The organism is Streptomyces sp. NPDC111744 (assembly GCF_055634995.1).
Window position 1 is genome coordinate 159,356 of record NZ_JBVKCG010000007.1, and the last position, 26,005, is coordinate 185,360.

Sequence of the window (26,005 nt, forward strand, 5' to 3'; positions counted from 1 at the left end):
GGTCAGAGCCTTGCCGAGGGCCCGCGCCCCGGGGGCGCGGGCGGGTGGGCGCCTGTCAGATGAAGCGGGCCAGCTCGCGGGCCCCGCGGGTGATGACGTTGTCCTCGCCGGTCCGCAGGAGAGCGCGGGTGGCCGCCATCAGGTCGCGGCGGGCCTGCACGCGGTGCTGGATGGCCTCCCGGCGGATCTTCTCACCGGACGCGACCAGCTTCTCGGCGTCCAGCTCCCCCTTGTGGACGCTCCGGCGGATCTCGACCGCCCATGCGACCTGCTCGGTACGGATCAGGCGCTTCACGAGGTTGAGGGCGTCGTCCGCGTCGCCCGCGCCGGCGATCAGCTCGATCTCTTCGAGGAGGGTGGTGAGATCCATCGTGCGCTCCCTGGTGGGTGGTGGTGTGTCGTGCATTCATCATTCCGCCAACCATCCTGGCCAACCTCGTTACCCCGGTGGATTTGGTCAAAGGATCGGCAGGAAACCCGCAGGTCACGCCGGTCAGGAGCCGAGCTCGCAGTTCTCGCACCAGGTGAAGTTGCAGAGCGAGCAGTGGATGTCGAGGGGGCCCTCGCAGCACTCGCAGGTGCCGCAGTCGATGGCCACGAGGGGGCCGGGGTTCGCCGGGGCCGGGGCGGGCGCGGGGTTGATGGTGGCCGTCGCGGTGTAGGAGCCGGACGCGTTGCTGATGAAGATGGTGGCCATTGGGCCCTCCCTGGTGGTTGGTGGTTTGTTGTCGTACTTCATTCATTGACCAAACCCCCCGGTTTACCCTCCCTGCACTGAGAGATTTGGTCAAAGGATCGTCAGGAAACCCGCAGGTCAGCGGGTTCGGGCGGACGGTGGCCGACGTGCACGTGGAGGGTGCCAGGCTCCAGGACGGGCGCCGGGTCCCCGTCGGCCCGCACCAGTTCGGGCCGCAGCCGTTCCAGCCACGGCCACAGGATGCCGGGGGCGAACGTGACCGCCAGGTGGGTGGCGCCACCGAGCCGCGCCGGGAGGTCGGCGGCCGTCGTCCTGCGGCGGGGCTTGCGGCGGGGCCTCGCCGGCTGATCGCGGATCAGCTCGCCCACCGGCGCGGGCACGAACCGGGTGGCCAGCGGGGAGACGGGTGTGGCGCCGAAGAGGGCGAGCTGCCCGGCCGGGTTCTCAGGCACCGGTGGCCTCCAGCGTGCCGAACAGCTCGGCCTGTACCGGCTCGGGCGCCTCGGGCGCGGCGGGCTGGGCATGGGCGAGGTGCTCGGCGACCGTCCACCTGGTCCAGGCGAGCGCCGTCCTGCCATGCTGGCCGCCGTTCGTCGTGAGCAGGAGGAGGTCAGCGGGGGCGGTGTGCACGGTGCCGTCGCAGTGCAGCCAGACCTCGCAGCGGGGCAGGCCGAGCGCGGTGACCATCGCGAGCCGGGTGATGTCGCCCCATCCGGGGTGCAGTGCACCTGGGCGGACCCAGACCCACGTGCCGAGGGCGACGTCGCCGGGTCCGGCCGGGGAGTGCCGGTAGGGCGGGCGCTGGCGGACCGGCCGGGCGGGCTTGGGTGGGTAGTAGTGGCTCGGCGGGTAGAAGGGGTGCGCCTCGCGGTAGGCGCGGAGGTCGGCGGCCTGGGCGTTGATCACGTCGCGTTGGGTGTAGCAGCGGAGGCCGACGTGCCAGTTGCGGGGGCCGGTCTTCTCCCACCAGCTGGCGGCGCCGCACGAGCAGCGGCTTTCCCGCAGGTGCTCTCGCGCGGTCTCGCAGGGCCAGGCGGTGCCGCAGGGGCGGCAGGTGGGCGTGCCGCTGTCCAGGTCGTTGGGAAGGTGCTCGTCGGGGAGGCGGATCGGTCGCAGTGCCCAGGCCATCGGGGCGCCCTTTCTCGTGCGTTGGGTGGAGGATGAGGGCGGGCCGGGGAGCGCTGCCTGCTCCCCGGCCCGCCGGCTGCTACTGGGCCAGGACGTGGACGAAGGAGCCGCCCTCGCTGCGGGGCCCGGCGCAGAGCTTCTCGCCCATCCGGTCGTTTACGCCCCGGCCGCTGGCGTCCCAGATCAGCGGCCGGTCACACTGGGCGCAGGTTCCGGCGTCCTCCCCCGGCGTCCCCTGCGGCCGGGCCTCCGCTGCGGGGGTGGTGGTGTCGGCGTGCATCTCCTCGAGGAAGTCGAGCGTCGCCGCGAGGTTGTTCGCTCCGACCACGGTGACGTCCTCGTTCCGGCTGGCCGTGTCGAAGTCGTCGGCGGCCACGATGACCTTCCGGTACCCGGCGGCCTGGGCCATGCGGACGGCGGCGGTGACGTTGTAGACGGGGCGGACCCGGCCGTCGAGCCCTAGCTCGCCGATGAGGGCCACGCCGTTCAGTGCGGCCGGGGCGAAGGCGCCGGCCGCGGCGAGGGCCGTGCAGGCGAGCGCGAGGTCGGCGCTGTAGCCGGAGGCGACCGTCCAGTGGGCGGTGATCCGCATGCGGCCCGGCTCCCATTCCAGGTCGCTGTTGGCGATGGCCGCGCGGATGCGGTCGCGGGTCTCCCGCACGCACTTGTCGTCCAGGCCGTCGAGCTCGAATGCCGGGGTCTCGCCCCGGGTGTACTGGGCGATGATCTGGCCGTGCGACCGGCTCAGCGGGAAGTGGTAAGCCGCGGTGCGGCGCTGGGTGTTGGTGGGGAGGGGGATCGATCGGTACGGCTCGCCCTCGGTGGCGACTTCCCAGCCGGCCGCGACCAGGCCGCCGAGCGGGAACGCCTGCCGGAACAGGTCGCTGATGTCGTCGGCGAGGCTGTCGTTCAACGGGCTGGCCTGGGTGAACCTTTTCTCAGCGTGGTAGATGGCCTTGCCGTTGCCGTCGCGGACCTCGTGCAGTTCGCCGGATTCGGTGTCCGCGGTGATGGCTGCCGCCTCGGGCAGGGCCTCTCGGAGGAGGCGGGCGGCGTAGTCGACGGTGATGCGGTGAAGCACGGTGCGGGCGTCGAGGGCTCGGCCGAGGGCGACTGCGGTTGCGTGGGAGAGGGCTGCGGTCATCGGGTCGGTCTGGACGGCGCGGTGGTCGTGGTTGGCGGCGTTCGGGATGCTGCTCACGGTCGGTCCCTTCGATCGGTAGTGGAGTGCTGGGTGGCGGCTCCGGGGCGGGCGGCGCGCACCGGGCTGGGGCCCGTCGCGCTGCCCGCTCTGGGGGCGGCCGGTGGGCCGCCCGGCCGGGTCAGATTCCGAACTCGCAGTACTCGCAGAACGAGGTCCGCACCTCCCCCTTGTTGTTGGTGAGCGCCGCCAGCTCCGACCCGCAGTCCTCGCACTCGCCGAGGTTGTTCGCCGGGAGGGGGGTGCCGACCGGCTTCGCCGGGATCGGGACGGGCGCGGGGCGGACGTTGACCGTCGCGGTGACCGAGCCGCTCGCGTTGCTGATGAGGAGGATCGCCATCGTGTGCTCCCTGGGGGTTTGTAGTGGTGTGTCGCACTTCATTCATTGACCAAACCTCCCGGTTTACCCTCCCTATACCGGGAGGTTTGGTCAAAGAATCGTCAGTGAAGCCGCCAGTCAGGCCAGCTCAGCCAGCGCCCGGAGGGTGGTGACCGCCGCGGTGAGGTTGCGGACGCCGACGACGTTGAGGCCGAGGCCGAGGGTGCGGACGTCGTGGGCCTGGCGGGCGGGGACGAGGACGGTGCGGTGGCCGTTGATGTGCGCGGTGGTGGCCGCGTCGGTGATGCCAGGCAGGCTGTCGATCGCCCCGTCGAAGCCGCGCAGCTCGCCGAGGAGCACGACCTGGCCGAGTACGCGCGGGTCGAGCTGGCCGCTGGCGGCGAGGATGGTGCAGGCCGCCGCGAGGTCGAGCGTGCCCGACACGTTGCGGTGGTTGTCGATCTGGACGGACACTCCGCCACTGGGGAAGGTGAAGCCGCTGCTCACGATCGCGCCTCGAATCCGGGCGTCCGGGGTGCTGTCGTAGTGGTGCCATCCGGCGATGCGGAAGCTGTCCGTGCCGGGCCAGACCGTGGCCTCCACCAGCACCATCCCGGCCTTGGCGGCGCCGTGTGCGTGAGCGGAGGCGGCGGCCAGGTTGCTGGTGTTGCTGTTCGGGGCGAGTGCGTAGTCGGGGTTGCCGGACGCCCACCGCAGGCCGTCGAGGAAGCCGTCGAGGGCCTCGGCCGCCGTGGCGCCCTTGATGATGTCGACCTGACCGAGGGCGTCGCCCGCTTCGACTTCCAGCTCCTCGACCGCCCTCTGCCTGCGGGAGAGGTCGGCCGGCGCGGGCGCGATGTCCCACAAGGTGTAGCTGGCGGCGTCCTGGCGGCCGACGATGATGAACTCGGGGGTCTGGGTGGCGGTCATGGCTTGCTCCCTGGGGGTTGAGGGATGTGTCGTGCCTGGCGGTTCCAGGGCGGGCGGCGCGCACCGGGCCGATGGCCCGTCGCGCCGCCCGCTCCGGGGGCGGCCGGCTGGCCGCCCGACCTCAGGACTTCCGACGGTTGATGGTGTGGAGGATGACGCCCTCGGCGGCCAGGGCCCGGCAGATGTTGCCGCGCACCCACCCGCCCCAGCCGTCCGACTCGTACTCGGCGAGGAACTGGCGCCGCTTCGGGTTGCTCGCGTTCGGGCTGAACGTGGCCGCCAGTTCGTAGGCCAGGGTCCGGGTGTTCCACGGACCCTGGAACAGCTCGTCGGAGATCTCGTTGTCCTCCAGGTCCCAGTACTGGTGGAGGAGGGGGATCTGGGTCTGGTCCATGGCTTGCGCTCCGTCCCTGGTGAGTGGTGGTGTGTCCCGCCTTCATCTTTCCGCCAACCAGCCGGGATAACCTCGTTATCCCGGCCGAGTTGGTCAATGGACGACAAGGAAACCGCAGGTCAGGCGGCCAGGTCGTAGCGACTGATTTCCTCGCCGGTGATGCACTCGGCGAGCATGCAGATCAAGACCTCCGAGGCGTTCGGGGTGACCGCGTTCCCCAGCTGGCGCACGCGGTCGCGCTTCGAGCCCAGCACCACGTAGTCGTCAGCGAAGGCCATCGCGCGCTGGATCTCGTGTGGCTGGAGCATCCGAAACAGGACGTCTTCGATCTTGATGTCACCCTGGACCAGCGCGAACCGGTCGCGGGTGGAGAGGGCGCCGACAGGCTCACTGACCGGGCGCGGCGTCCCGTTGCCGTAGTACGGGGCCAGGAACGGTTCCCACGTGACCAGGGACTGGTGGCCGGTGGTGGTGAGGGCCCGCATCGGCTCGGCCAGGTCGGTGCAGTGCTCCCCGCCATCGCCGCGGCTGCCGTTGTTCCGCATCATCATGCCCGGCATCGGAACGGCGGCCAGGCCGTGGTGATTGCCGCTGGCGCAGACCGTCGCGAGCGGGTCGCTGATCGCGCGGACGTCGCTGCTGCCGCCCCGGATCTCGGTGATGAACGGCAGCCAGGCCAGGCCCGCTTCGGCCCTGGCGGTCTGGGTCTGCATCGGCCCGTAGATCGGGCGGGCGTTCTTGCCTTCGCGGCCGTCACAGGGCACCAGCAGCGGCGGCACCGCCAGGGCGTCGTTCTCGCGGGTGGTGCGGGTCGGCATGGGCTCCAGCAGGTCGGTGGCCGCGTCCCGCCAGGTGCCGCCGGTGGGCACCATCAGCGGGCGGGCGAACTTGTCCAGTCCGGCCTGGATGCGCCTCATCGTCTTCTCGGCCAGCGGGGTCTTGCGGTCGCCGATCCGGCCGCCCGGGATCGACCAGTCGATGGCAGCCGCCGCGGGGAGCGTCTTGGGCTCCACGATCTGGTGGCCGCACTTCGTGTTCGGGCACCGGTAGTCGTACTGGCTCTTGTAGCGGCCCATGTCGACGCCGGGCTTGCGGAACACCTGGCGGGCCTTGACCATCTCGCCGCAGGTGGTGCAGAACGCCGAGGGGGCGAGCCACTTCTCGAAGTTCGGGTTCCGGCCGAGGCTCGCGTGCCAGTAGACGAAGTACAGGCGGTCACGGGACTGCGGGGCGCGGTGGACGCTGCGCGGCTCGGCGTGCATCGAGTTCAGCGCGACCAGCTTTGTCCGGTAGCCCAGCTTGTGGAACTCCGCCACCCAGCGGTCCCACTCGGCCCACTGTCGGACGTCGACCACGTTCTCGACCACGCCCGCCTTGACGAGCCCGCCGCGCTCCTGGACACCCCGCAGGTAGAGCGGGATCTCCTCCATCAGCGCCCGGCTGGCCTGCTCCTCCTCGGTGGGGCCGCCGCTGTCGCGCTCCTCCTCGGTCTGGAACTTCCCCTCCTCCAGCTCCGCGTACAGGTCGAGCAGGTCGCCCTGGACGGCCTTCGCGAAGTCCCGCTTCTTGCCCTGGGCGATGCTCCACTTGGTGCACTCGGGCGAGCCCCAGTGGATGTCGGTGATCGGCCATGCCCAGACCGGGGCCTTGCGGATGTCGCCGATGTAGTGGGCGACTCCCGGGAAGTTCCGCTCGTGGCTCTCGATCGCCCGCTTCCAGTGGTTCGCCGCCCGGGTCACCTTGACGTTCGGGACGGCGTCCGCGCCCTGGGTAGAGCCGCCTGCCCCGCAGAACCAGTCCATGACGGACAGCTCGGTGCCGTCGTGTTTGTACACCTTGGCTCGCCGGCGGAGGGCGTAGGTCTGGGCCGAGCTGGAGGCCGAGGCCATCGCCCGGGTGGTGGAGGAGATGTAGGGCATTCGGTCTGCTCCGTTCTGGGTGGGTGGGTGTGTCGTCCTCTTTCATTGACCACATCCACCGGGATAGCCTCGTTATCCCGGTGAGTTTGGTCAAAGAATCGTCATTAAAGCCGCAGGTCAGATGGCGTCCGGCCGGAACGGGATCAGCGGGTTCAGGTCCCGCGAGAGCGCGTACCACTGCCAGTCGTGGCCGCCGACGGCGTACCGGCCGTCCTTGTTCGGGTGGAGGACTTCGACGGCCTGCTCGCGCTGCTCGCCGCCGAGGTGCATCCAGCAGGTGACGATGACGACCGCGTGCTTGGTGCGGTTGACCTTGCCGCTCAGGACGTGAACGGTGTCGATGGAGCCGTGCCCGTACTTGCGGGCGTCCCGCTGGGTGTTGGCGGCGATCCGGCGGACGGTGCGGAGGTCGAACCAGGGCCGCACGTAGCCGTCTCGCTGGTCGGCGGGGTCCACGAGGGCCGGGTAGCGGTCGCGGTCGTTGGCGCACACCAGAACCTCGACCATCGAGCCCGGGGCGGCGTCCGCGGCGGTCTGGCTGGGCGGGTCGAGGGTGAGGGAGGCCGCGCGCAGGAGGTCGAGGGCGAAGACTGGCCGGCCGTCGCGGTCGGGCCGCTCCTCGCACAGTGGGAGCCAGAGGCCCCGGGTGTTTTCGCCCAGGTACGCGGTCCAGCCGCTGAGGTCGTGCAGGGCGTTCCCGGCCTCGGTCTGGCCGACATCCTCGGCGAAGGTGCGCTCGACGCCCGCCGTCGTCCAGTAGCGGCCGGTGGGGAACAGAGAGTCCTCGCCTTCGACCAGTTCGAGCCTGGCGGCGTCGAACGGGGCGCCGGGCTGGTGGCCGGTGAGGATGTCGCGGACCCCTGCGGCGGTGACGACGAGCATGACGCGGCCGAGTTGCTCGTGGGCGGTTCGGTTGTCGCTCAGGGCCTTGTCGACGGCTTCGCCGAGCGCGCTGCTGGCGGGCAGCTCGTAGGCGGGGCGGGAAGGGGGCTGGTGGGTCATGCCGTGTCCGTTCTGTGTGGGTGGTTGCTACGTCCTCGATCATTGACCCCACCTGCCGGGGTAACCTCGTTACCCCGGTCAGGTTGGTCAAAGAAGCGTCAGGAAAGCCGCTGGTCAGGCCGTGATGCCGTCGGCCAGATATGAACCGTCTTCGGCCACGCACAGGGCGAATACCTCGGCCTTGGGGCCGCGCTCGACGCGCAGGGCGGGGTGCCAGCGGTAGCCGTCGAAGTCGGGCCGTCGGCCGCCCTCGTTCTTCCAGGACAGCAGCCACCCGGCCTTCCCCGGCTTGCGGCCGTCGGTGAACCCGCCGGCGAAGCCGAGGGAGCAGACGAGCAGGCGCAGGCCGACCATGAAGGCCTTGGAGTGCATGCGCACCGCGTTCTGCTGGCGGTGCGGTGCGTCGTTGACGAGGCCCACGAGGAACGCGATCCGCAGCCACTCGGGCATCGTCAGCGCCCAGGCGGGGAAGCGGCGCCCGGCCCCGTACTCGCCGAAGTGCTCGGCGAGCCAGTCGACCAGCTCGGGGCAGACGGCTGCCGCCGCTGCGCCCTTGAGCCGGATCATGGCCCCGGCCATGCGGAAGACCTCCACGGGGTCCCTGTCGGCGAGCAGGGCGGGCAGGTCGGGGATCGGCAGCGGCTCCCCGAAGTGCAGCGGTGAGGCCAGCCGGTGGCGGTCGGTCAGGTCGCGGGCCCTGGTCCAGCCGGCGGCCGACAGGTCACCGGCCGGGCCGCCGTCCAGCAGGACGGGCGCGGTCCGCGTGTGGAACGGGTGGTCGGCGGTCGTCACGAGGCCGGAGGTGAACGAGGCGCAGTGGACGCGGACGGTGTCGGCGATCGCGCTCATCGTCTCGGTGACCGGCTGCCACCGGCGCTCGTGGGTGAACACCTCGTCCCCGGCGGTGACGGTCTCGATGGGGACGATGCCGCGCAGGGTCAGGATCATCGTTCCGGCCGGGAAGCCCTCGGGGGCGGGGGGAAGGGAGGTCTGGTTCTGCATGTGACGTCCTTGTCTCGTCGTGCGGTGGGTCAGTGGTCGGTCTGGCCGGTGAAGCGGAGCCAGTGGGGTCCGCTGTCGGTCAGGCCGCTGCCGAGGACGGCCTGCAGGGCGGCGTCGGCCTCGCCGAGCGTCTCGGTGTCGAACGGGCCGCCGTCGCCGATGTTCAGCTCGGTCTCGCCGGCGACCACGCCGACGATGCGGGGTGCGCCGTCGGCCTCGAAGAGGACCGCGGTCGCCTCGGGGGCGAGGCGGCGCAGGATCTCGCCGACGCGGGGCGCGGCCTCCTTGAGCGCCTGGGACTGCTCGCGGGTCATGCCGCAGGCCTCGCAGTGGGGGACGTGCCAGTCGTGGCCGGTGCTGCATAGGCACCACCAGGCCGCGTAGCTCCAGCACCATTCCCAGCCGCCGATGCTGTACCGGCCGTCGTCGTCGGGCTCGATGATGTCGGTGACCTGCCGTGCGCCCTCGTCTTCCAGGTACATCCAGGAGACCTTGAGGACGACCACCAGCGGGTTGCCGTCCCGGCCTTTGCCGCCGACATCGATGACGTGCACCGTGTCCATGCCGTCGGCGCCGTGCTCCTCGGCCTCTCGCAGCGTCTGGGCGGCCAGCTCGCGGGCGGCGTCCAGGGTGAAGCGGGGCGAGACGAAGCCGTTCCACAGGTTGTGCGGGTCGACCTTGGCGTCCAGCGGGCCGAGCATGTCGTCAATGCAGACCTTCGTATCGACGCTGCGGAGGCGGGAGGCGATCCGGCGGAACTCGGCCTGGCTGTGCTCGCCCTCCCAGCTGTCGCCGTCGAAGTCGAGTTCGTCGGCCAGCGTCTGGCAGAGCTGCTGGTACAGCGCCTTGCGGTACGGGAGGCTGCCGTCTTCGCGGGCGTCCTGCCATGCCTTCACCCAGGCTTGCCTGTCGAAGCGGGGCGTGGGCTGCATGTCGGCGGCCACCTGGAGGCAGACCCTGCGGTCGACGCGGACGGCGGCGCTCGGGTCGCCGGTGTCGCGCATGGCGCGGCCCTGGACGACCTGTGCCACGAGGACGAGGGCGCCGGCGAGTTCGAGCTGGCCGACTTCCGGGGTCGTGTTGGTCATGGCGGGGGTACCTCTCTGGGTGGGTGGTGGTGGGGCGCCCCGCCCGGCGGGCGGGGCGCCGTGGGCGGTTCAGCCGGTGAAGATGGCCAGCCACTCGCCCGTGCGCTCGGGGAGGCGCTGCTCGCCCGCGAAGGCCATCTCGTCGTCGATCTGGCGGGCGAGCAGCTCGAACCGCTCGGGGGTGAAGTGCTCGCCCCGCTCCAGCGCCTGGGCCAGGGAGTGCGCCTTGATGGCCGCGGCCCGCATCGCTTCCCTCTCGGGCCCGAAGGGCATGAGGTCCGCGCGGGCGCCGGCGACCGTGCCGTAGCCGGTGAGGGCCGCGGCCGTCGCCTGGGCCTCGGTGGTGACGGTGATGGTGCGGGTGATGGTGGCCATGTCGGGCTCCCTGGGTGGTGGTGGGTGGTGACACCTTCTTCATTGACCACACAGACCAGGGTAACCTCGTTAGCCCGGTGAATTTGGTCAAGGAATCGACAAGAAAACCGCAGGTCAAGCCGTGGCGAACAGATCGAGCTGGAGCGGCTGGCGCTGGTGCCATCCGTGGGTGGGGAGGGTGCTGTCGGGGCCGCCGTTCAGGCACAGCAGGACGGTCCGGACGTTCGTGCCGGACGGGGCGAAGGCGTCTTCCGGGAGCTTGACGATCTCGCCTTCGTTGTCGGCGATCAGCTTGCGGAACTCCTGCGCCGACCGGTCCATGTGCCAGGTGATGGACTCGGGCATGACGGCCACGAGGGTGCCGCCATCCTTCATGAACCCAAGGGCGTGCATGACGTGGGCGATGGCGTTGCCGAAGGGCGGGTTCATCAGGATGCGGTCGTACGGCTCGGCGATGGCGAGCGGGTCGACGTCGAGGAAGTCGCCCTCGATGACCTGGCGGGCGATGCCGAGTTCTCGGAGGACGTGGGCTCGGCGGGGGTCGATCTCGACGCAGTCCACGATGCCCATCTCCTCGGCGGCCCGCTTGGCGAGCGAGCCGGTTCCGGCCGAGGGCTCCAGCACCGTGTGGCCGACCCGGATCGAGGCGTGCTCCAGCATGTCGAACACCACGGCGGGCGGGGTCGGGTACCAGCCCTGTTCGAACCTCGACGGCCACTCGCCGGCCGCGAGGCAGTCGCGCATGAACTGCTCCACCGGGAAGGGGAAGACGTGGGCTCGGACCGCCTTGCGGCCGTCCCACCGGCCGCCGATGTCCTTGAGCATCTGGTTCATCCGGTCGTACAGGGACCGGTCGAGCTCGAAGGGGACGGCTACGCGGTCGCCGCTGATGACGGTGCGAGGGTCGGTGAGGACCGCGAGGACGTCGGACGGGATCTGCATCGGGTGCTCCTTCATGCGTGCGGGCAGAACTGGGGGCGCCCCGCCACTGAGGGCGGGGCGCTGAGGGTGGGTGGGTCAGGTCAGCGGGTGCGGCTGGCGAACTCCTCGGGGCGCAGCGCCCGGCGCCGGTGCGGGATGGCGTTCTCGGTCCGGCCGAGGTCCTCGGCGAGCTGGGCGTTGCTGTGGTGCCAGTGGTCGAGCAGCCAGCGGTCCTCTTCCGGCGTCCAGTGCATTCCGCCGTTCCCGGTGCCGCGGGTCCGCTCCGGTTCGTCGGCGTCGGTCTCGTCGGCCGCGATGGCACGGGCGGCCCGCTCCGCCTCCTTGGAGCTGGCGAACTCACCGCGGGCCCAGCGGGCGAGCATGACGTTCTGGCTCGGGTGGCTGAGCTGGGCGATCTCCCAAGCGAGGTTCCAGGGGATCCGGCCGGCGTTGAGGCTGTTCTGGCCGCGCTGGCAGAGCTTGAGGAGGTCGAGGCGCCACCCGATGAATGCCGGGCGCCTGTCCGCCATCACGGCCAGGTCCTCGACGGTGAACCCGGCGTCCAGCAGGTAGCGGTACGCCCTGGCCTCGCGCAGGGGGGCGTTGCGGCCGATGTGAACGACCAGCTCGCGGGCCATGCTGGGGGTGATGTCGGTGATGGTGGCCATGTCGGTCCCTCCGGTGTGGTGGTGAAGTGGTGACACCCTCATCATTGACCCCACCCACCGGGGTAACCTCGATATCCCGGTAAATTTGGCCAAGGAGTCGCCAGGGGCCCGCGCCGTGCGGGCCCCTGGCCCGCTATGCGGTGAACGCCTCCGCCGCGAGCTGGGCGGCCATCTCGTCGCCGCTCATCCGGCCGGTGACCTTGTCGTAGGGCAGGGTGCTCGTGCTCTTGCCGAGCTGGTTGGCGCGGTTGTAGACCCGGGCCTTCCAGTCCACCGACTTCGGGACGGTCAGCGTCTTCGGGTTGACCCGGAGGACCAGGTACCAGCGCTCGCCGAGCCCGACGTAGTCGCCCGGCGTGAAGTCCTCCGGCCGCCACACCTTGGCGCCTTCGGCCTCGGCCTGCTCGACGTGGGCCTCCCACTCGCGGATCTGCTCGCACAGGTCGTGGTGGTCGGCGTCCAGCCGGACGAGGTTGTCGACGAGCGTCTCGGGATCGATCGGGTCGCCCGCCGCGGCCCGCTGTACGGCCGCCTCGACGGTGGCCTCCATCTGCCGCTCGACGCGCCCGCGGTCGGCCCGCAGCCGTTCCAGCCGGCGCAGCGCCGTTCCGACGTGCTTACGGCCTTCCTCGAAGGTGGCCGCCGCGTCCGCGAGGTCCCGGCATCGGTCGGCCTCTTTCTGCTCGGCCACGGACTGGCCGAACAGCTTGCGTGCCTTGCCCAGCTCGCGCATGTGCTTTCTGGCCGAGTAGTGGTCGACCTTCACCGGCTCGCCCTGGTAGCTCGCGGCGATGCGGCGCCCCTCCTTCCATTTCGCGTCCGAGGACTCCTGCAGACGGTCGGCTCGGCCGTCGAGCCGAACGGCCCGCTCCCCCGCCCGCTGGTAGCGCTCCTCCTCGGCGTCCTTGAAGGAGCGCCGCACGGTCTCGTCAATGGAGATGGTGACGGTGTGCTGTTTGCCCTCCAGCGCGACCTGTGCGCCTCGGATCCGGCGCATGTCGGCCGCCCGGTCCCGCGAGCCGCGCAGGTAGACGTGGCCGACGGTGCGGGCGTAGCGGGCGCCCCACGGGTTCAGCAGCTCCAGGATGCCGTCGCCGGGGACGGAGCCGATGATCAGCGTGCCCTCGGCTCGCGTGTGCCTGATCGTGATGTCTGCCATGCCAGTTCCCTTCTGGTTCAGCGGGCGTCGGTGATGTCGGCGGGGTCGAGGCCGAGGAATCTGGCCAGCTCGGCGACGGTCTCGAAGCTGCCACCCAGGCGGTACAGCAGCTCGTCGCCGCCGACGATGAACTCGATCGAGCTGGCGTGCATGTCGATGGCGATGTCTCCGCTGCGGATGGCCTTTCGCATCGCTTTGGCGAGGACGAGGTCACCGAGGGAGCCGCCGGTACTCGTGGGCGCTGCGGCGTCCGGGGTGCGGGCGGGCAGGAGCGACTGGCCGGTGGCCGTGAGGCCGAGCGGCTGGCTCGTCGGACCGCTGGCGCTGACCCACTTCTCGCGGACGAGGACTTCGAGGGTGGAGTGGGCTACATGCCCGTCGGGGCTGTCGATCCGGGCTTCGCCGAGTCCCGCTTGGATGAGGCGGACTCGGCCGCCCGCGATGAGGGCGAGGGCCTTCATCTGGGCGGGGGTGGGTCGGCTGGTCATGGCTCTCCGTTCGAGCGGTAGGGGGGTGGGTCAGAAGACGAGGTCGGCGTCGGTGGCGGGGGCCGCGAAGCGGTTCCGGTAGCCGAGCGCCTCGCTCGGGGAGGCGAAGGCGGGCACGACCTTCACGCCGTTGGTGCCGCGGGCGCGCAGGCTGTCGGCCGCCTCGTCCGCGGCGGCCCGGGTGGTGTGGCCCTTGGAGACCTGCCGGTTGCCGTCGGCGTCCCGGTAGTAGACCTCCCAGTCGCGGGGCGTCGGGCCCTGCTGGTCGAGCTGGGCCCTGGCGTCGTTACGGGCGTCGGCCCAGGCCCGGATGAGGGCGGTTCCGGCCGCGCCGGCTGCCCGGCCGGGGGTCTGGCCGCCGTGGAGTCCGGCGAGGAACCGCTTGGCGAGGAAGTCGGTGGCGCTGTCGCGGGTGAACGTCTCGACCAGCTCGTCCAGGTTCAGGTTCGGAAACGACTCGTGGAGGGAGAGGGCGGCGAAGGCTGCGATCTTGCCGACGGCTTCGCCGAGGTCGTCGGCGGTGATGGCGGGCTGGGTCTGGGCGGTCATGGCTGGGCCTTTCTGGGGGCGGGGGCCCGGCCCGGCGGGCGCCGGGCCGGGGAACTGCTGGAGGATCAGACGGCCGGGGTGATGTAGGCCACGTACTCCCAGGCGGCGGGGACGGTGAAGTGGCCGGTGAAGCCCTCGATCCGGAGCCGCATGCTGTCGCCGTCCCGGGTGGCCTCGTAGACCCGCCGGATAGCGCCGTCGAGCCGGATCTGCGTTCCGGCCTCCAGCTCCGATGCCCGCACCCAGGTGGGGGCGATCGGGGTGTGGACCGTGTACGTCCAGGTAGCGGGGACGTTGAAGGGGCGGCCAGGGAAGCCGTCGATGCGGAGCCGCATGTTGTCGCCCTCGGGGGTGGCCTCGAAGACTCGCCGGCTGGCGCCGTCCAGCCATACGAGCGCGCCGGCCTCCAGGTTGGCGGCGGGGACGGTGGCGGTGGTGGTGGGGGCGGTGAGGGTGGCCATGTCGGGCTCCTTGGAGTTTGTAGTGGTTGGTGACATCTTCATCATGTTCCAAATGCTTCGGGGTTACCCTCCCTGCCCCAGTTGGTTTGGTAAAGGAATCGACAAGGAAGCTGCTGGTCAGGGGCCACCGGCCCTACCCTTCCGGGCCGGGGGCCGCCTGGCGATCAGGCGGGCAGGTAGGCCCGGCCGGCGTCGGTCAGCTCGATCGGCTGGCCGTGGAACAGGGTCTGCGAGTAGTCCACGCTGACCCAGCCCTCGCGGGTCAGGACCTCGAAGGTGTCGGCGTAGATCGTGCCGTTCAGGCTTCCGATCCGGATCGCATCCTTGAAGCGCTGGCTGCGCTTGACGCCGCCCTGGGCGATCAGCTCCAGGGCCTTGTACTGGGCCGGGGTGGGACGGCGGGCGTTGACCGGCTTGGCGGGCTCAGGCGTGGGCGCCGGTTCCGGCGTCGGCTCCTGCGCGGCCTGCTCGGCGGCCTCCAGTGCGCTGACGAGGTAGTCGGTGTCCTGGAGGAACCGGCGGACGCCGTCCCACTTGAGCCGGTCCTGCTCGTTGGAGATCGTGCAGCTGGAGCTGCTGGAGGTGGTGCCGATGAGCTGCTTTGTCAGCTTCTTGCGGAGCTTGAGGAAAGCCGCGATCGGGTCGCTCTCCTCCTGCTCTTCCAGCAGGAGCCGCCAGGGCATGGCGTCCGCCGTCTTCTCCATCGCCTTGCGGATGCTGTAGGAGGTGAGGCCCCGGGTCATGTCGCCCGATTCGGTGGCCAGCGCCTCGCGGGCCTTGCCCTCGGCCTCAATGCGGGTTCCGCCGAGGCTGGTGAGGATTTCGGTGATCTTGGCCTGCATGGCACCCTCCGTGGTGGTTGATGGTGGTTGGTGACATCCTCTTCATTGACCGAAGACCTCCGGGGTAACCTCCCTAACCTGATTAATTTGGTCAAAGAATCGTCAGGGAAACCGCAGGTCAGGCGACTGCGAACAGGTCGAGCTGTTCCGGCGTCTGGTCGTCCGCCTCCAGCGGGGGCAGCTCCGGCATCGGCCGCTGCTTGAGGTCCGGCAGTACCGGCCGCGGCTGCGGGTTCTCCGCGTCCGCCCGCAGCTCGGCGACCACCTCCGGGTCCAGACAGTGCGTCGCGATCTCCTCCTCGGTCGGCACCCATCCGGCCGGCCGCCGCTGCAGCCGGTAGACGATGCCCTGGACTTTCGCCCAGGCCGCCCAGAGCCGGTCTTCCCGGTCCTCCCACTCCATCAGCAGCTTGTGAGCCTCCCGGAACTCCGCGCTGGCCGCCCTCCGCTCGGCCTCCTCTTTCGCGGCCTGCTCGGCGAGCCGTCGGGCCTGGACGCCGTGGAGGAGGGGCCGCAGCCGCTCGCATTCCTGCTCGCGGTTCTTCTCCACCGGGCGCGGCTTCCACCGCTTCCACACGGCCACCGCCCGGCGGCCGTCGACCGTCACCAGGACCGGCCGCTCACGGTTGGCGTCGGCCGGGCCGACGGTGACGAATCCGGCCTTCTGCAGTGCGCTCAGCCGGTGGTTCGAGACCAGGCGGCCAGCGGTGCCGGGGATGTCCCGGCAGTACAGCGAGCCGAACTGGTGGAGGTAGAGCCGTCCGGCCGCCGCGGCGATGACGAACTCGGCCTGGCCGGTCGACCAACCGAGCGCGGCGGCCTGCTCGCGCTGGAGGCGCAGTTCCTCCGGGTCCTCGGCGGGCGGTGCGGGCTCCTCAGCGGGGGGCTCGGGCTCTACCGCCTCGGGCTCATCGGCGGGCGGTGCAGGCTCCTCAGCCGGGGGCTCGGGCTCTACCGCCTCGGGCTCCTCGGCCGACGCGGGCTCCTCGGCCGACGCGGGCTCCTCGGCAGGCCGCTCCTCGATCGTCTCGGGCCCGTCGGCGGGCGTGGCGGGCTCGTCGACCAGGGCGATCTCCGCCGCCGGGGGCTCCGGCTGCCCGGCGTCCGCCGCGGCGGGCGCCGACTGCGGCTCCTCTTTCAGCTTGATGGGCCGGACGAAGCCGCTGCGGTCCCGGGACAGCGTCCAGTCCGCCCCGTCCACCTCGTAACCGCGTTCGGCGAGGATCCTCGCGATCTCGACCTGCAGGGCCCGCGACCAGACCGACCGGTGGAACCTCTCCTCCCCGGCCTCGATGCTCACTGGGGCGAAGTCCTTGTGCGGTTGGCTATTCCCGTTGAGCCACGTCAGCGTCGCCTCAGTTCCCCCCAGTGGGCACTCGACGTAGATCCGCTTGGGCACCTTCGGATCGCTGCTGCTCCGCTTCAGCTTCGACTTCGGCTTCGCGGCCTGGGCCGCGCGGACCTCGCTCGCCGGCTGCGCCTCGTGCGCCTTCCACGCCGACTTCGTGCCGGGCACCTTGCCCTCCGCGAGGAAGGCGAGCATCGCCGCCTCCGGGCAGCGGGCCCGGATCTTCGTGTAGTCCATGCCGAAGGTCCAGGTGCTGCCGCCCTCGGTGGCGTCCTCCAGCGTCATCACCTGCTTGGGGGCCAGCCTCAAGTTCCAGGCGATCGAGAGGGTCTTCGGGTTCACCCGCTTTACCTGGTACCAAGTTCCGGAGTACAGCGCGAAGTCGCCGGGTGCGAAGTCGTCGGCCTCCCACAGCTTGACGCCCTCCTGGCGGGCCTGCTCGACCACCTTCTCCCAGGCGGCGATCTCTTCGTTCAGGTCCTCGATCCGCCGCTCGTACCGGCCCGCGTCCCGGCCCGCGGCCAGCGCCTTGTCCCGGTGCTGCTCCTGCTGGCGCAGCTCCGCGCCGAGCTTCTCCAGCCGCCGCCGGGTGCGGTTGGGGTCGTAGCGGCGCGCCTCGTACTGCGCGGCAGCCTCCGCGCGGTCGGCGTTGTACTGGGCCTTGTCGCGTTCCTCGATCGACTTCCGCATGTGGTTGTCGCTGCGCTCGATCGCCCGCCGGTGACGGCGCTCGCTGTGGTGGCCGACGAGGATCGGCTGGCCGGGCTCGATGCCGTCCAGCGCGCCGAGGGCCGCCTTGTACCGGGCGTTGGAGTTGGAGGCGGCCCGTCCTGCGCGGTCGCTGAACCGCTCGGCGCGATCCTCGGCCCGCTCCAGCCGCTCGGCTTCGGCCTCCTCGAAGCTGCGCCGCTGGGTCTCGTCGATCTTGACGGTCACCTCCCAGCCGGCCTCACGCAGGGCGGCAGCCGCGCGGTTGATGCGCCAGCGGTCGGCCTCCCGGTCTCGGGAGCGCTGGATGCCGAGCACGCCGAGCGAGCGGAACGACCGGAAGCCGATCGGGCGGACGATCTCATACACGCCGTCGTACTTCTTGGAGCCTTCCAGGAGCGTGCCGTCGGCCCGCGTGTGGGTGATGGTGATGAAGCCCTTCGGCTTCGGCTTGTCGGCCGGGGGCTCCTCGGCGGGCGGCTCGTCGGCCGGGGGCTGCTCGTCCTCTTCCGGCTGCGCCGGGCCCTCGAGGGCCGCCGTCTCGCCAGCCAGCTCCTCCGGCTGCGGCTCGGGCTCGTCGGCGGGCGGGGCGGGCGGCTCCTTGCGGACCTTCTCGACGGCCCCGTTGCTGATCGTGCAGTGCGGGCGGCCCTTGTCGCTGTAGCTGACGCACACGGTGAAGGACCAGCCGCCGTCTTCGCTCGCCCAGCGCTCGATGTCGTCGGCTCGCGCGGCGACCGTCTCGTCCGCGTGCGCGGTGAGGGTGAGGACGTGGGTGGCGACGCGCTCACCGGCCTGGTTGTACTCGCCTTCCACCTTGAAGTCCTTGCCCTTGCCCTGGGTGAGGCCGAGGCGGCGCAGCGCGCGGGCGATGGCGATGGTGGGGGTCTTGGCGGGCGGGGTGGTGGCCATGATGCCTCCTTCGGAGATGCGGGCGGCCCGGCCCCCGAGGGGGCCGGGCCGGGTGGTCAGAGGACGCGGGTGGCGGACACCGCGGCCTCGGTGATTCCGATCGTTTCGGTGGCGGTCGCTTCGATGTACAGGCACTCGTCGTTGCCGTAGCTGTCGCGGCCCGCGAGGTAGGCCGGGCCGCTCTGAGGGAGGATGACGGTCCAGCCGTAGCCCGCGTGGCGGATCTCGGTGGTGAGGCCGAGGTTGGTGCGCTGCCAGCTGGTGGCCTCCGCGGCCGAGGCGAAGATGGCGGTGAGGGTGCTGGCGGGGATGGTGGCCATGTCGGGCTCCCTGGGGTTGGTGGGTGGTGACACCTTCATCATTGACCCGATTCGCCGGGATAACCTCGATATCCCGGTGGATTTGGTTGAGAATCGTCAGGTACGCCCAGGTCAGCTGTAGTGCCAGGGGGCGCGGCCGTCGCGGATGTCGGCCAGCCGCTGGAGCTGGCGGCCGATCCCCATGCCCAGACCGATCAGCGGCGTCTGCGCGTGCGGCCAGATGGCCCGGCAGTTTTCGGCGTACGCGCGTCCGGCGAGCACGATGACCTCCTCCGCCTGGTCGACGTCCAGCTCTCGGGCCTGCTGGCGGAGCTTGTCGGCGGTGACGCTGTGCGGGTCGCCGATCCGCATGTCGTACGGCTGGAGGACTTGCGTCGTGGGGACGAGCCCGTACAGGCCGCTGAGGATGAGGAGGGTGCCGCTGTCGGCGGTGAGCCGATCGGCTGCGGCCCTGCAGGCCCGGTGGTAGCTGCCGAGGTACAGCTCGCCGGCCGGTGCGGGGTGGTCCAACTTGCGGGCCGCGCAGGGGATGACGACGAGGCGGTTGGTGGTCATGGCGTCGTTCCGTTCAGTCGCGGCCGTCGAGGGTGGACAGGGTGCGGACGAGGTCCCAGCCGTCGCGCCAGAACGAGCGGCGGGTGTTGTCGTACGGCTCGCGCCACTCGGGCGGGACCTGGCCGTCGTCCCTGACGTACGTGCCGGTGAGCGTGTCGTAGCGGTGCAGTAGGTCGGTGGCCTGGTCCGCGAGGTCGTCGATGTCGCGCTGCCGCTTGTGCTCGGGGCGCAGGTCGCTGTAGTCGAGCCCGGCCCGCCCCTGGGGCAGGCCTTCGTGGGACTCGTCGGCGACCACGTAGCAGTCGGGCGTCTCCTCGGCCGCGATGTGCCAGGCGAGCGCTGCCGCCCACGCCTTCTCGGTCGAGCAGGCGTCGAGCACGTACCGGGTGGCGCCGCTGCGCCCGCTGACGTCGTGCCGCTCGGGTCCTCGGACGGCGACGGTAAACGGGCGCTCCGTCTGCCGGTAGTCGTCGGGCAGGTTGCCGTACAGGGGCTCGCCGCCGTACCTCTCGGGCGTCTCCAGGTGCTTCCTGGCCATGGGGTTCCTTCCGTCGTGAGGTGAGGGATTCGATCTGTCCGGACGGCGTCCGGATCTTGTCCGGACGCGGTGGGGCGGCTACCAGATGTGTGCGGCCTGAGCTGCGCGGACACTGTCCGGACGCTCCGCCTGGACGCTGTCCGGGTTGATGTCCGCGTGCAGGACGATCGGGTTGCGCCACCAGCCGTTGTCCACCCACAGGTGCACCCAGGGCCGCCCGGAGTGCGACCGCCCGTTCATCGGTGGGACGGGGCGGCAGGGGAGGACCCTGCGCCCGCTCCATGCGCCGTGGAACCAGATCCGGCCGGCCGCGTTGGCGTAGCGCAGGCCGACCAGCTCGGAGAGGTCGAGCCCTTCGAGGGAGAGGTCCCGCAGTTCCTCGGCGAGCGTGCGGAGGGTCCAGGTGGACGACCAGCCGAGCCGTTCGGCGCTGGCTTCGCGGAGCTGGCGCAGCTCCAGCGGGCTGAGCGGCTCGTCCTCGTGGCGGCGGTGGATCGCGTCGTCCAGCGCGCGGAAGAGGTGGCGCGGGGCGGCCGGGGTGTCGGCGTCGGGGAGGAAGGTGGCGGCGGTGGCGTAGATGCCCCGGATGGTGGCCTCGGTGACCTTCATGGCGGCCTTTCATGGGGTGAGGGGGCGTCCGGACAGGGGCCGCTGAGCTGGGCGGACACTGTCCGGACGCCGTCCGGGCGGTGGGTCAGGAGAAGTTGGTCTGGTCGGCGTGCTCGCCGCCGCGCTTCCAGATGAGCGCGCGGACGTGGGCCGCGGGGACCTCGTAGAACAGGCGACCCGTGAGCGGCTCGCCGTCGAGGCGGGTCAGCTGGAGCTCGCGCTCCTGCAGCTGCCAGGCGTCGCCGCCGGGAGCCTCGATCGTTTCAGGCAGGTAGACGTCCACGTAGCCGTCGCCCGCGTCGGCCTTGATGGCGATGACCTCGCCGTCGGCCAGGCGGATGCGGAGCATGGGGCGGCGGCCGGTGCCGGTGCCGTCGGCCACGGCCTGGTCGAAGCGGTCGGTGACGGGGTCGCTCTGGTCGGCGTGCTCGCCGCCGTGCTCCTCGATGAGCTTGCGGACGTCGTCCACCTGCACCTCGTAGAAGTAGCGGCCGTCGACCGGGGCGTCACCGGCGGTCAGCCACGCCTCCCACGGGTCTTCCAGCTCCCAGCTCTCGCCGTCGGGGGTGCCGATCTCGTCGGGCAGGTAGACGTCCACGGTGGCCGCGCAGGAGGCGGCCTTGATGCTGATGACCTGGCCGTCGGCGAGGCGGAGGTTGTAGTGGACGTCGTTGGTGCCGTCGGTGAGGAACTGCTCGAAGTGGGTGGCGGTCATGGCTGCTACTCCGATCCGGGTTGGTGAGTGGTGGTGACGTCTTCATTCATTGACCCCACCCACCGGGGTAACCGTGTTACCCCGGTGGATTTGGTCAAGGGATCGACAAGGAAACCGCTGTCAGGCGCGGGGGTGGCGGTGGGCGTTGGCGTCCAGCCAGGCGGCCAGCCGCAGCGCGGTCTCCGCGCACTCGCCGGCCAGGTCCAGCCCGGACGGAGCCTGAAACAGGACGTCGATGTGCTCGCCTTCGGCGCCGTACAGGGCGGCCACCCACGGCTCCTCATGCTCGGCCGGGTCCAGGTCGGCGTTCTCGCCGGAGTACAGGTAGACCTTCGGGCCGGTGTGCGCCTCGCCCTCGTCCGTGCTCCGGTCGACGGCGACCAGGACGTAGGAGATACCGCCGTCGTCGAGGTGGAGGAAGGCCGGGATGCCGAACTCCGCCAGCGCTGCGACCAGCTTGCCCCCGTTGTGCGGCCCTGCTGCGGCGGCGGCCTTCTTGGCGTAGCCCTGCTGGCGGACGAGGTGGAACGGCGTCTTGCCCTGGTTGCACGGGCGGGCGTTGTCGACGGCCACGACCTTGGCGAGCTGCTCGTGCTGGTAGTGGATCGTCGTCAGGGCGCGCAGCGCCCAGGCCACGGTCTCGTCGTCGGCCGAGTCGAGGTGGCCGTGCTGGACGACGGCGTTGCGGCGGGCCTGGAGGTCGAAGTCCTTGCGGGCGAGCTGGGCGCTGACCGCGCCGAGCGGCTTCATCTCGGGGACTTGGCCGAGCGCGGGCGCGACGGCGTACTCGATGCCGGCCGGGGAGAGGTGGAAGTCGTGGGCCTCCATGAGGTCGCGGGCTTCCTGCAGGCTGTCGAGCGTCTCGGCGGGCAGCCGGCGGCCGTCCTCGATCGGGTAGGTCGGGGCGGTCAGGGCCGCGAAGCGGAGGTGAGCGGCCAGACGTCCGATGTGGGCGGGCTCGGGGTGGTGGGCGCGCTCCTCTACGATCCGGGCGAGGGCGAGCAGGCGCCGGGCGGTGGCCTCGGTGGTGGCGGTGTCGGTGGTGGTCATGGCGTTCCTTCCTGTGTCGGTTCAGGCCCAGCGGCGCAGGGCGTGCTGGCGGCGGCCGAGGTAGGGCACCGCGGCGTCGCGGTGCTCGTTGCGGACGTGGAGGAGGGCGTTCTCGCGGGCGCCGTCGCGGGTGGTGGAGCGGCCGTTGCCGGTGCAGTCGTAGTTGCAGAAGGCGGCCGACTCGACGGCCGCGGCCACGACGTGGACCTCACAGATCCAGATCCAGCGGCCATGCCGGGCGCCGTACTCGCGCTTGTAGAGGACGCGGGCGACGGGGGCCGGGGCGCCGACGGCCTGCAGCAGGCTCTCGGTCAAGGAGCGGGAGAACGACTCCGGTTCCAGGACGGTCGGGCGGATCTCCAACCAGCGCAGGTTCAGCTGCGGCCACTGGTCGGCGGGCAGCGGCTGGTCGTCGGGCAGGAACTCGCCAGGCGGGGCCAGTTCGGGCCAGTCCGGGCGGACGGGGTGGAGGTGGGGCAGGCGTTCCATCGGTGCTCCGCTCTCGCGGGTCATTCGGCGGCGTCGCAGGCGCAGAGGGTGCGGAAGCCATCGTCGTCAATCTCGATCTCGTCGCCGCAGTCCTCGCAGCGGGTGACTCGGGTGGCCATCGGGGACGTTCCTTTCAGCTGGCCAGCGCCATGACGTGCGCGGCGATCCGGTGCTTGCAGTCGTGGGCCGACCGCAGGCCGGCCGGGCAGTTGCAGGCGGAGTGGGTGGTGCGGTAGGCGGTGCTGCCGTCGCTGCTGACCGCGAGGTAGACGCGGTTCTTGCCGGTGTCGCGGAGCGGGATCAGTCCGCCCTGCTCCAGCAGCTCGACCGCCCGCTCGACCAGGTGCGTCTTGTAGCGGCGGGTGATCGTCTCGGAGCGTTGGGCCTTGCGGACCTTGCGCCTGCACTTCGGGCCGAGCCCGTCGGGCGAGTAGTTGCGGAGCCGCCTGTGGCACTTCGTGCACCGGGTCTCTTCCGGCTTGGCGTCCATGGCGGCTCCTTGGTGGTGGGTGGTGTGTCGTGCATTCATCATTGACCGCATTACTCGGGATTATCCGCGTTATCCCGGTTGATTTGGTCAAAGAATCGCCAATGGATGGCGCTCCGCCGCAGGTCAGGCGGTCAGCTCGGCGATGAGCGCCGTGGCGTTGTCCACGTAGAAGTGCTCGCTCTCCGGTCGACCCTTGCGGGAGGTCTCCACGGCCAGGCCCACGAAGCGGCGCGCGGCGTCCGTCAGCTCGTCGTCGTCCAGCTCCACGTACAGGTCGTGTCCGGCTTCCTCGTGCGGCTCGTACGCCCCGTCGGTGAAGAGGACGAGCCGGTCGCCGTCGACTAGCGGGCGGGTGGCCGTCTCGATCACCGGGTGACCGTAGATGGCCAGGCATTCCTCGTCGGTGGCGACGGCTCCCAGGTAGGACGTGATGGCGTTGCGGTCGCCGCCGTCGGGGTTGGTGGCGGTGGGCGGGTAGACCCGGCGGCCGTTGTGGTCGTCGGTGAGCCGGTGGGCGATGCCACGTCGCAGGAGGTAGGCGCGGGAGTCGCCGGCCCAGGCGAGGGTGAGCGGCTGGCCGGGGACGGTGACGGCGACGACGGCCGCCGCACTGGGCATGTACCGCCGCTCGTAGGGGTCCTGGCGGTCGGGGTCGGCGGCGCACTCCTCGTACAGGGAGCGCAGGGCGCTCTCGGCGTCGCCTCGGCGGGCGGCCCGACTGGCGAGACGGGCGGCTGCCTTGCGGGTCCAATCGCGGATCGTCTCGGAGGTGCCGATGCCGTCGAGGACCACGTACGCGTGAGTGCCGTCGGGGGCGGTGCGGACGGCTGCGGCGTCGCACTGGATGCCCCTGCCGCCGGTGTTCTGGGCGGTCGTGTAGCTGCGCATGAGTCGTACTCCGTTCACTGAGGGGTGACGGTGGGGGCGCCCCGCGGCCGGTGGTCGGGGGCGCCATCGGATTGGTCAGGCCTGCTCGCCGGCGGGGCGGACGCACGTCTCGTGGGTGTGGCAGTTGCACTTGCCGCAGCCCGCGCACATCTGGTCAGCCTCCAGCCCACACGGGCCGCAGCCGCCGGTCGCGTCCAGTTCGGCGTCGTCCAGCGCGCTCGACAGGTCGATCAGCGCCTCCTTGTCGAAGCGCGGGCGGGGCTTGCACGAGCCGTCACAGAACTCGGGGCCGCCGAGGAGGACGCTGTCCTCGCCGGCGTGGCCCTCGCAGCCCTCGGCGTCCCGGACGGTCACGGTGACGTCGTGGACCTTGAGCACGCCCTCGCCGGTGATGTCGCAGTCCGAGCGGAGGGTGCCGACCTCGGCGATCATCGCGCGGTCGTCGGTGACCGGCTTGCCCTGCGCTCGGGCGACGCCCCAGACGATGTTCCGTAGCTGGCCGGGGCCGTCGGCGCTGTAGGTGCGGTCCTCGGTGAGGGCGGGGTGCTCGATGATGACGTCGTACACGGCGGGGTCCTCTCTGTGGTGCGGGTGGTGTGTCCTCATTCATCCTGGCCCATATCGGCCGGGATTACTCTCATTATCCCGAATGAGTTGGTCGAAATCTGGCGGGGTTGACGTCCGGTCCGCGCAGGGCGGGACCTTCGACGGATCGGCCGCCGGGTCAGGCGCCCAGGTCGCAGCGCTCGCAGAAGACGATGCCGCTGCCGTCGATGAGGCAGACCAACTCGCGCCCGCAGTCGCACGTGCCGAGGTGGGGCAGTTCCGGCAGCGGCTCGGTGATCCGGATCGCCGGGATGACGGCGGGGGCGGTGGCGGTAGTGGGGGTGCCCATCGGTCTCTCCCTGGGGTGTCGTGCTGTTTGTCGTACTTCATTCCTCCCCAACCCACCCTTGTCCACCCTCATTTGGGCGAGAAAAGACCACGTCACACAGGGTTTGACCTTGCCTTGGGTCGGCCATCCGTGTTTATCCCGGCCGCTTTGTGTAAGACTCGCGGTATGGCCACCACCGACAGCCCGCCCTCGAGCGGCTACCAGCCCAGCGACCGGCTCAAGGAGCGCCTCGCCGCCTGGCAGACCATCGAGGACGAGACGGAGCCGCAGGCCCGCGAGGCGCTGCTCGCGGGCATCGCGCGGGAGCTGACCGAGAACACGCGGCTGAACCTGCCGACCATCGCTGAGCATCTGCCGTGGACGGCCGAGAACATCCGGCTCCTCATGGCCGGCCGGGGTGTGCCGCCGCGCGAGCGGCATCGCAAGGAGGAAGGTGACCCGCCGGTCTACAAGCCCAGCGAGCAGCTCCGCGACCGGCTCGCCGACTGGCACCAGGTCCTGGACGACGAGAAGAAGGCCCGCGCGGCGGTCGAAGAGGCCGTGGCCGACGACTTGAAGGCGAACCCGACCCTGACCAACGCGGAGATGGCCGTGCATCTGCCGTGGGCCGAGGAGCAGGTGCGGCTCATCGCTCGCGCGCACAACGTGCCGCGCCGCCGCAAGCGGGGCTCGGAGCACAAGCTGATCGAGGACAAGGGTCGCCCGAAGCAGGTCGTCGTCCCCTACGACTGGTACATCCAGCAGCCGGGCGCGGACCCGAGCATCGTGAAGCGGTAACGCGGCCGGGGACGTCGAAGGGGCCGCACGCATTGCGCGTGCCGCCCCTTCGTATGCCGGTTACAGGTGGCTGGCGATCAGCGCGATCAGGATGAGCGCGGCGGCAATGGCGACGGCCTGCCATTCCTTCCCCTGCGGAGCGCGGAATTCCGGCTGCAGGATCGCCTCGCCGATCGGGTGCATTCCACTGTGCCGTTCGTCCCGGTGCTTCTGACCGTGCTTTTCGGCCTGACTGCGCGTCACGTACGGGTCGGACACCTCGCGGCAGTTCGGGCACTCGTAGCGGAAGTCGAGCACGGTCCTTATCTCCCCGGGCGGTCTGTCGGTGCGCCGCGAGATCAAACGGCGTTCCACCAAGGTAGCGGGAACTGCCCTCAAGAGGGAGTCCGTCGCCCGGAGTTCGAATTCCCTCGCACTTCTGCTCGGGTTCGGCGGGGCCGGTCGGGCGGGGCAGTGGACGAGGGGAGCGCCCCTCTCCTCCCCTCCTCGGGCGAGGTACCGGCGGTAGGTATCCGGTAGTAGGTACTGGACCGGGGCCCCTCTCGGGGCGGGGGAGGGGAGGGGGCGG

At 71.0% G+C, this 26,005-nt stretch carries 34 protein-coding genes; 1 reads left to right on the plus strand and 33 read right to left on the minus strand.

Annotation, left to right across the window (positions count from 1 at the left end):
• Positions 1 to 55: 55 nt before the first annotated feature.
• The 32 genes from ACZ7OO_RS18165 to ACZ7OO_RS18320 all read right to left on the minus strand — a co-directional run bounded on the left by ACZ7OO_RS18165 (position 56) and on the right by ACZ7OO_RS18320 (position 24,660).
• A complete protein-coding gene (locus ACZ7OO_RS18165) occupies positions 56 to 370 on the minus strand; it encodes a hypothetical protein (protein ID WP_471505751.1) in 315 nt (104 codons plus the stop codon).
• Positions 371 to 493: 123 nt separating this feature from the next.
• A complete protein-coding gene (locus tag ACZ7OO_RS18170; protein ID WP_471505752.1) occupies positions 494 to 697 on the minus strand; it encodes a hypothetical protein in 204 nt (67 codons plus the stop codon).
• Between the two features lie 101 nt (positions 698 to 798).
• Positions 799 to 1,149 carry a hypothetical protein gene (locus ACZ7OO_RS18175; RefSeq protein ID WP_471505753.1) on the minus strand — a complete coding sequence of 117 codons (351 nt, stop codon included), beginning with the start codon at positions 1,147 to 1,149 and terminating at the stop codon, positions 799 to 801.
• Entirely contained in the window at positions 1,142 to 1,825 is a 684-nt protein-coding gene (locus ACZ7OO_RS18180) for a hypothetical protein (RefSeq protein WP_471505754.1), read from the minus strand. Before ACZ7OO_RS18180 ends, ACZ7OO_RS18175 begins: the two co-directional genes overlap by 8 nt.
• Before the next feature lie 79 nt (positions 1,826 to 1,904).
• Positions 1,905 to 3,026, minus strand: coding sequence for a magnesium chelatase domain-containing protein (locus ACZ7OO_RS18185; protein WP_471505755.1), 1,122 nt, complete (start codon positions 3,024 to 3,026; stop codon positions 1,905 to 1,907).
• Positions 3,027 to 3,147: 121 nt separating this feature from the next.
• Complete coding sequence (locus ACZ7OO_RS18190) at positions 3,148 to 3,366, minus strand: hypothetical protein (RefSeq protein WP_471505756.1); 219 nt, start codon at positions 3,364 to 3,366, stop codon at positions 3,148 to 3,150.
• 117 nt (positions 3,367 to 3,483) lie between these two features.
• Complete coding sequence (locus ACZ7OO_RS18195) at positions 3,484 to 4,275, minus strand: magnesium chelatase domain-containing protein (RefSeq protein ID WP_471505757.1); 792 nt, start codon at positions 4,273 to 4,275, stop codon at positions 3,484 to 3,486.
• Positions 4,276 to 4,396: 121 nt separating this feature from the next.
• Positions 4,397 to 4,669 carry a hypothetical protein gene (locus ACZ7OO_RS18200; protein ID WP_471505758.1) on the minus strand — a complete coding sequence of 91 codons (273 nt, stop codon included), beginning with the start codon at positions 4,667 to 4,669 and terminating at the stop codon, positions 4,397 to 4,399.
• Positions 4,670 to 4,788: 119 nt separating this feature from the next.
• A complete protein-coding gene (locus ACZ7OO_RS18205) occupies positions 4,789 to 6,588 on the minus strand; it encodes a DNA cytosine methyltransferase (RefSeq protein WP_471505759.1) in 1,800 nt (599 codons plus the stop codon).
• A gap of 117 nt (positions 6,589 to 6,705) precedes the next feature.
• Entirely contained in the window at positions 6,706 to 7,590 is an 885-nt protein-coding gene (locus ACZ7OO_RS18210) for a hypothetical protein (RefSeq protein ID WP_471505760.1), read from the minus strand.
• A 114-nt stretch (positions 7,591 to 7,704) separates the two neighbouring features.
• Positions 7,705 to 8,592 carry a Hint domain-containing protein gene (locus tag ACZ7OO_RS18215; protein WP_471505761.1) on the minus strand — a complete coding sequence of 296 codons (888 nt, stop codon included), beginning with the start codon at positions 8,590 to 8,592 and terminating at the stop codon, positions 7,705 to 7,707.
• Between the two features lie 29 nt (positions 8,593 to 8,621).
• Positions 8,622 to 9,680, minus strand: a complete 1,059-nt coding sequence (locus ACZ7OO_RS18220; protein WP_471505762.1) for a hypothetical protein — start codon at positions 9,678 to 9,680, stop codon at positions 8,622 to 8,624.
• Between the two features lie 69 nt (positions 9,681 to 9,749).
• On the minus strand, positions 9,750 to 10,055 hold the full coding sequence (locus ACZ7OO_RS18225) for a hypothetical protein (RefSeq protein ID WP_471505763.1): 306 nt from the start codon (positions 10,053 to 10,055) through the stop codon (positions 9,750 to 9,752).
• 114 nt (positions 10,056 to 10,169) lie between these two features.
• Positions 10,170 to 10,997: a class I SAM-dependent methyltransferase gene (locus tag ACZ7OO_RS18230; protein ID WP_471505764.1), complete on the minus strand. Its 828-nt coding sequence runs from the start codon at positions 10,995 to 10,997 to the stop codon at positions 10,170 to 10,172.
• A gap of 80 nt (positions 10,998 to 11,077) precedes the next feature.
• The gene (locus ACZ7OO_RS18235) at positions 11,078 to 11,644 is read right to left on the minus strand and encodes a hypothetical protein (protein ID WP_471505765.1); all 567 of its coding nucleotides are present in this window, start codon (positions 11,642 to 11,644) and stop codon (positions 11,078 to 11,080) included.
• Positions 11,645 to 11,777: 133 nt separating this feature from the next.
• Positions 11,778 to 12,803, minus strand: a complete 1,026-nt coding sequence (locus ACZ7OO_RS18240; RefSeq protein WP_471505766.1) for a DUF3560 domain-containing protein — start codon at positions 12,801 to 12,803, stop codon at positions 11,778 to 11,780.
• Between the two features lie 17 nt (positions 12,804 to 12,820).
• Positions 12,821 to 13,291 (minus strand): hypothetical protein, encoded by a 471-nt coding sequence (locus ACZ7OO_RS18245; protein ID WP_471505767.1) that lies wholly within the window; start codon positions 13,289 to 13,291, stop codon positions 12,821 to 12,823.
• Between the two features lie 30 nt (positions 13,292 to 13,321).
• Positions 13,322 to 13,840 (minus strand): hypothetical protein, encoded by a 519-nt coding sequence (locus ACZ7OO_RS18250; RefSeq protein WP_471505768.1) that lies wholly within the window; start codon positions 13,838 to 13,840, stop codon positions 13,322 to 13,324.
• A gap of 65 nt (positions 13,841 to 13,905) precedes the next feature.
• Entirely contained in the window at positions 13,906 to 14,301 is a 396-nt protein-coding gene (locus ACZ7OO_RS18255) for a hypothetical protein (RefSeq protein ID WP_471505769.1), read from the minus strand.
• 164 nt (positions 14,302 to 14,465) lie between these two features.
• On the minus strand, positions 14,466 to 15,143 hold the full coding sequence (locus ACZ7OO_RS18260) for a hypothetical protein (protein ID WP_471505770.1): 678 nt from the start codon (positions 15,141 to 15,143) through the stop codon (positions 14,466 to 14,468).
• Positions 15,144 to 15,261: 118 nt separating this feature from the next.
• On the minus strand, positions 15,262 to 18,111 hold the full coding sequence (locus ACZ7OO_RS18265; RefSeq protein ID WP_471505771.1) for a DUF3560 domain-containing protein: 2,850 nt from the start codon (positions 18,109 to 18,111) through the stop codon (positions 15,262 to 15,264).
• A 56-nt stretch (positions 18,112 to 18,167) separates the two neighbouring features.
• Positions 18,168 to 18,431, minus strand: coding sequence for a hypothetical protein (locus ACZ7OO_RS18270; RefSeq protein ID WP_471505772.1), 264 nt, complete (start codon positions 18,429 to 18,431; stop codon positions 18,168 to 18,170).
• A gap of 111 nt (positions 18,432 to 18,542) precedes the next feature.
• Entirely contained in the window at positions 18,543 to 18,986 is a 444-nt protein-coding gene (locus tag ACZ7OO_RS18275) for a DUF6884 domain-containing protein (RefSeq protein ID WP_471505773.1), read from the minus strand.
• Between the two features lie 13 nt (positions 18,987 to 18,999).
• Positions 19,000 to 19,524 (minus strand): hypothetical protein, encoded by a 525-nt coding sequence (locus ACZ7OO_RS18280; protein ID WP_471505774.1) that lies wholly within the window; start codon positions 19,522 to 19,524, stop codon positions 19,000 to 19,002.
• A gap of 78 nt (positions 19,525 to 19,602) precedes the next feature.
• Positions 19,603 to 20,133, minus strand: a complete 531-nt coding sequence (locus ACZ7OO_RS18285; RefSeq protein WP_471505775.1) for a hypothetical protein — start codon at positions 20,131 to 20,133, stop codon at positions 19,603 to 19,605.
• Between the two features lie 85 nt (positions 20,134 to 20,218).
• A complete protein-coding gene (locus tag ACZ7OO_RS18290; RefSeq protein ID WP_471505776.1) occupies positions 20,219 to 20,848 on the minus strand; it encodes a hypothetical protein in 630 nt (209 codons plus the stop codon).
• A 120-nt stretch (positions 20,849 to 20,968) separates the two neighbouring features.
• Positions 20,969 to 21,898: a hypothetical protein gene (locus tag ACZ7OO_RS18295; protein ID WP_471505777.1), complete on the minus strand. Its 930-nt coding sequence runs from the start codon at positions 21,896 to 21,898 to the stop codon at positions 20,969 to 20,971.
• Between the two features lie 21 nt (positions 21,899 to 21,919).
• Positions 21,920 to 22,387 (minus strand): hypothetical protein, encoded by a 468-nt coding sequence (locus tag ACZ7OO_RS18300; RefSeq protein WP_471505778.1) that lies wholly within the window; start codon positions 22,385 to 22,387, stop codon positions 21,920 to 21,922.
• Positions 22,388 to 22,520: 133 nt separating this feature from the next.
• Positions 22,521 to 22,877 (minus strand): hypothetical protein, encoded by a 357-nt coding sequence (locus ACZ7OO_RS18305; protein WP_471505779.1) that lies wholly within the window; start codon positions 22,875 to 22,877, stop codon positions 22,521 to 22,523.
• A 123-nt stretch (positions 22,878 to 23,000) separates the two neighbouring features.
• Positions 23,001 to 23,765, minus strand: a complete 765-nt coding sequence (locus ACZ7OO_RS18310; RefSeq protein ID WP_471505780.1) for a PP2C family protein-serine/threonine phosphatase — start codon at positions 23,763 to 23,765, stop codon at positions 23,001 to 23,003.
• 75 nt (positions 23,766 to 23,840) lie between these two features.
• The gene (locus tag ACZ7OO_RS18315; protein WP_471505781.1) at positions 23,841 to 24,332 is read right to left on the minus strand and encodes a hypothetical protein; all 492 of its coding nucleotides are present in this window, start codon (positions 24,330 to 24,332) and stop codon (positions 23,841 to 23,843) included.
• Positions 24,333 to 24,489: 157 nt separating this feature from the next.
• Entirely contained in the window at positions 24,490 to 24,660 is a 171-nt protein-coding gene (locus ACZ7OO_RS18320) for a hypothetical protein (protein ID WP_471505782.1), read from the minus strand.
• 165 nt (positions 24,661 to 24,825) lie between these two features.
• On the opposite strand from ACZ7OO_RS18320, the gene ACZ7OO_RS18325 reads away from it, so the two are divergent.
• Positions 24,826 to 25,437, plus strand: coding sequence for a hypothetical protein (locus ACZ7OO_RS18325; protein WP_471505783.1), 612 nt, complete (start codon positions 24,826 to 24,828; stop codon positions 25,435 to 25,437).
• A gap of 60 nt (positions 25,438 to 25,497) precedes the next feature.
• Here ACZ7OO_RS18325 and ACZ7OO_RS18330 read toward each other — a convergent pair whose 3' ends face one another.
• Positions 25,498 to 25,734, minus strand: coding sequence for a hypothetical protein (locus ACZ7OO_RS18330; protein WP_471505784.1), 237 nt, complete (start codon positions 25,732 to 25,734; stop codon positions 25,498 to 25,500).
• Between the last annotated feature and the right edge of the window lie 271 nt (positions 25,735 to 26,005).